Here is a 4805-nt window from a genome sequence, read left to right as displayed (position 1 = left end):
ATCGTACTCCAGTCTCCCCATTCCTCCCGGAAGCCTTTTAAGCGGTACTGATATTCAATCTCTTTATACTTCCCGAATTCGGGGACATTAAATTCAAAAGAAACATTGGCCTGATCATAAGGCAGGTTTAGCTCAGACTGCAGGGGAAGATACCTGTCTGGTTGATCTTGTATTTCGTTCAGGACTGCTGTAATGTTAATTTCAGGCTGTGTGCGCTCAATTTTGCTCAAATCCAGGATAACAAACCCGTTAGAGCGACCGATCAGGTACTGGTCCAGACCGAGTGCTGCAAGGCATTCGAACCCAATAACCCCAAGGGTCGGACGAAAATTGGAAGGGACGTGCACCCTTTTATGCACCAGTTCTGAGTTAAGGCTACCCGGATCCAGATAATGGATCATACCATCCCCAAAACCCCAGAGCCTGCCCGCCTGCGGATCGGGGACCAAAATACCTGTGGGTCTGTCCGGGCTTGCCATAAGGGAAGAAGTAATAGCAGAATCCAGTGTAAATTCCTCCTTTTCACTGGCGTATTCGTAGAAGGCGTTATCGGTAGCATAACAAAGGTTGCCCCTGTATCTAAAGAGACTGGCTCCTACACCCCAGGGAGGGCGCTGTTTTCTAATGGAAACACGGGTTAGGTCATCGTCCATTTCCAGTGTATATACCCCTTTGTATTCATGATTCACCACCAGGTAGCCCTCAGGCGTAAATTCAAAGAAGCGGCTGGAGATATCAAATCCCGGCAGTGTATTGCGAAATACCCAGCCCCGCGGCCTTCGCACCAAAACGCTAAGACCCTGGTAGTTTCCCTGCAGCAAAAGGGAATCCCGGCCGGGAATGCGCTTGATATCCCAGGTTCCGGGGTGGTCCGATATAAGCCGGGCTGTTCCATCCTCCACCACGAAAGTCCCCTGGTTATGGCCGCAGAAAAGCGTTCCGTCAATCTTACGGAACCCCCAGACCTGCCCTTCGGTGCCCTCTACGAATTCAAAATCACCGGAGCTCTCCAGGGACCTTCGGAATAATCCCTGATTCGTGCCCAAATAAAGCTGTTCTCCGGAAACCACTGCTGCATAGACCACCCCAAGCCTGCCCCCGGGGTCGTTGAATTCGAGGAAAGCGGAACTTCGGTTCACAATGCTGATCCCATTGTCCAGCCCAAGCCATAAATTACCGTCCCGGTCTTCCGCAAGGGCAAGTACCGTATTATTGTTCAATCCGTTCTCCTTATTGAGGTGCTGTACCATTGTTCCCTCCTTATCCAGGATAAAGACACCCTGCGAAATTGTCCCAAGGGCAATATGCCCATCCTTTAGGGGGATAGAATTGTAAATTTTTACAGGCATTCCGTTGTTGGGAGTGAAGCCCGGAAGCGGTTCCAATGCGTTCCCGGAAAGGCCCAGGAAGGTTCCATCCTCTGTTATAAAGGCTACCCGTTCGCCGATACGGGCAATTCCCACAACCAAAAAGTCCCCGACGCCAGAAGACACCAGGGGTACGGCGTTCCCATCTTCAAGTTTGAAAAGTCCGCCCTCTCGCTGAAAGTAAATCGCATTCTGAAAGGTAAAGAGCTGGGCGCGTGAGGCCTCGGCGGGTATTACTTCATAACTCCCGTCTGATATCCGGTAGGCATAGATGCGCTGAAGGGACTGGAAGAGCACCCAATCTTCCAGGGTACTTATCTTCCAAAATTGCTCGTCTTCCTGTAGCTCATTCTTCAGGTTTTGGCTCAGGGAAGTGTATTTCATCTCCCCTACAGCATCCCGTTCCCAGTAACCGAATTCCATATAACATCCGCTATAAATCCGGTTGCCCCAGGCCTGAACCGACCGCAGGACGGAACCGTTGGGAGAGGGATATTTTTTCCAGGCCGCCCCATTGAATTCAAGGAGCCCGCCATTGTTTGCGAAGTACATCCATCCATTGGCGGCTTGTGTAATTCCCCAATTTTGATTTTCAGCATGATACTCCCTTGGCTGATAATTTTGTATGGGGGGCAGTTGCTGCCCAGTCAGTACCTGCAGGGAGAGAAATACCCAAAGGAATGAAATGATTTTCAAAGTAGAATATGGAGTATTTATTGGAGGTGCCTTACGGTTTTGCATGGGCACAAGGAAATTGGAAATCACACGATCTCAGCACTGAGCCCGGCCTGTAAAAGGCGAGAGCAACGCGGTTTGAGATCCGTGATCTCTCCTGTTTTGACCGTGCATTTTCCGTTGTAATGGACAATCAGGGAACACTGCTCTGCCTGCTCCGGGGTATGCTCGCATACATCTATCAGGGTCTGGATCACATGGTCAAAAGTATTGACATCGTCATTGAAGAGGACAATCTCATTGAGGTCCTGCTCTTTTTCATCTACTAAAAGGGATTCTTCTAAGCGTTCTTTCGTACTCATAATGAAAGGCTTTGTTACGAATATAGTAAATTATTTTTTTCATCCGCAGCCCTGAAATACAGTCCTTCCCCCTCGGTTCGTACTTTAGGAATTCACCCGGAATCAGGAAGGCATTTCATATCTTTCAAAGGATGCTGCTGTCCATAAATCAGATACCCTGTAACTGTTGTAAACCAAACCGTGGACTGCAGCTTCCTGTTTTAAATAAGGCAGGTCTTCCTCGTAAAACCCGCTGATCAGCAACTTGCCCCCTTCCCTGAGCACCCCGGTAAAGGCTGGCATCAGTTCTGTAAGGGCATTCCTGTTGATATTTGCCAGGACCACATCGTATTGCCTTCCGGCCACCCGGTCCATGGAACCTTCCAAAATCTCAATCTCATTTTGTCCGTTTCGCGCTGCATTTTCAATCGCATTTTCAACAGACCAGGGATCGATATCAATGCCTGTAATACCCTGAGCGCCTTTAAGTCCGCAAAGAATGGCCAATACACCCGTACCCGTCCCTACATCGAGGACTGAGGCCCAGGTAACCTCCAGGTCCAGGAGGTAATCCAGCATCAGCCGTGTCGTTTGATGGTGGCCCGTTCCAAAACTCATTTTAGGGGAAATAACAATATCGTATTCCGTATCCCGGGGTTCTTTATGGAAAGGAGCCCGGACCACGCATTTGCCCCGGACCTCAATGGGTTTGTAGTCGCGTTCCCAAACTGCATTCCAGTTCTCAGGCTCCACGACTTCCCAACGCGTATTCACTTCCCAGGCCTCGTTTTGAAAAAACGGAATTCCCAAAAAAGCCGCCTCATCCCAGTCCGATTCCTGGATATAAGCTTTCAAACCTCGTTCCGTTTCTTCGAAACTCTCGAAGCCCAACTCGGATAGGGCAGCGATAAAAATATCGGTAGCCGGCTGCAGGGGTTGAAGTTCCAGGATACACCGGACGTATTTCATAGGTATTTCGTCTTAATCGAAGGCTGTTACGATGGCGATAAAGTCTTCCGCCTTGAGGGAGGCGCCTCCAATAAGGCCCCCGTCAACATCGGGCTTGGAAAAGATTTCCCGGGCATTCCCTGGTTTAACACTTCCTCCATAGAGGATAGATACAGAATCCGCCGTCTTCTCAGATGAAGCTTCCGCCACGCCCTTGCGAATAAAGGCGTGCATTTCCTGGGCCTGCTCGGGGGAAGCGGTTTCTCCGGTTCCAATGGCCCAAACGGGTTCATAGGCCAGGATAATATCCTCCCAGGCATTTTCAGGAAGATTGAACAGGGCCTTGCTCAATTGGCGTTGCACCACTTCAAACTGTTTTCCGGCCTTTCTGTCGGCAAGCTCTTCGCCAAAGCAAAAGATTACCCGTATATCATTTTCAAGGGCTTTGCGCACCTTTTTTTCGAGGAGTTCATCTGTTTCATGAAAATATGCCCTCCGTTCTGAATGGCCAAGTATGACTGTTTGAACACCTACAGAGCGGAGCATGCCTGCTGAAATCTCCCCTGTGTATGCCCCACTGTCCTCAAAATGCATGTTTTGTGCCACGGCCTCTATCGGTAAACCACTGAGTTGGTTTACAGCGGACTCCAAATTGACAAAGGTAGGAGCCACCATAACTAGCGTTGACGTCTGCGGTAGCTTTGCAACCAAGTCGGTCAACAGGGCTCTAGTCCCTTCCTTATCCATATTCATTTTCCAATTGCCGGCAACGATTTTTGTCCTCATGGCTTAATATTTAGTATTATTTTGTTTTGCTTCAATTTCAGCGACCTCTTCCAGAGTATACTGAATATACTCACTTCCTTCTCCAAAGAGATCTACGGTGGATTCCTCTATAGTTTGACTAAAACCAGCCGCCGCCCGTAACGCATTGACATTCTCCGGGTCTTCGACAGGCCAGATCAGGTTGATTTCCTCTGGTGTGTTCATAAAAAAAGACATGCCCTGGGTTCCGTATTTCTGTGGCAAACCTTGTCCCATCAGGGAACGGTCGAGCATCATCGCATAGAGGCGATAGGGAAGTTCCCCGGTCTCAGCGGCTACCTCAATCTGCGGCAGGAACTCGTCAATCCGTTCCGAATGCTGAATGACATACCACGCCGCCCTGTCGGTTCCAGGCCCCACAAGACTTGTTCCCGGATATCCATATTGCCCCAGGATTGAATCTATAGCCACCATATTCTCCTGGTCAATTTTTACCTGCTTTCCCCAGGTATCCATACTGAAGTTGGCGCGGTATTTCTGATCGAGTACCAAAATACTGTCCAGATAAGACTTTAGTTCCTGAGGGTATTTCTCGGAATCTGCGAGTCCTGGTAAACTCAAGTCCTCCAGATCGTTGTAGTGCAACTTCTGCACTATGGTCCCCTCTTGTAGTTTCAGCACCCCGGGATTGGAGCGGACAATTGTCTTA

At 49.3% G+C, this 4805-nt stretch carries 5 protein-coding genes; all 5 read right to left on the bottom strand.

The window, feature by feature from the left end:
- Window positions 1-2063 (bottom strand): two-component regulator propeller domain-containing protein (locus WBV75_RS14655; protein ID WP_424121324.1); only part of this gene is annotated, 2063 nt, incomplete at its 3' end.
- A gap of 65 nt (window positions 2064-2128) precedes the next feature.
- Window positions 2129-2404 carry an ATP-dependent Clp protease adaptor ClpS gene (locus WBV75_RS14650; RefSeq protein ID WP_424121323.1) on the bottom strand — a complete coding sequence of 92 codons (276 nt, stop codon included), beginning with the start codon at window positions 2402-2404 and terminating at the stop codon, window positions 2129-2131.
- A 102-nt stretch (window positions 2405-2506) separates the two neighbouring features.
- A complete protein-coding gene (gene prmA, locus WBV75_RS14645; protein WP_424121322.1) occupies window positions 2507-3352 on the bottom strand; it encodes a 50S ribosomal protein L11 methyltransferase in 846 nt (281 codons plus the stop codon).
- A gap of 12 nt (window positions 3353-3364) precedes the next feature.
- Window positions 3365-4117: a triose-phosphate isomerase gene (gene tpiA / locus WBV75_RS14640; protein ID WP_424121321.1), complete on the bottom strand. Its 753-nt coding sequence runs from the start codon at window positions 4115-4117 to the stop codon at window positions 3365-3367.
- A gap of 3 nt (window positions 4118-4120) precedes the next feature.
- On the bottom strand, window positions 4121-4805 hold a 685-nt coding region (locus WBV75_RS14635), incomplete at its 5' end, for a DUF6624 domain-containing protein (RefSeq protein WP_424121320.1).

It is taken from the genome of Robiginitalea sp. (genome assembly GCF_049588695.1).
In the GTDB taxonomy this organism is placed as follows: domain Bacteria; phylum Bacteroidota; class Bacteroidia; order Flavobacteriales; family Flavobacteriaceae; genus Robiginitalea.
Note: the sequence above shows the minus strand (reverse complement) of the source record. Positions and strands in the feature narration are given on the sequence as shown.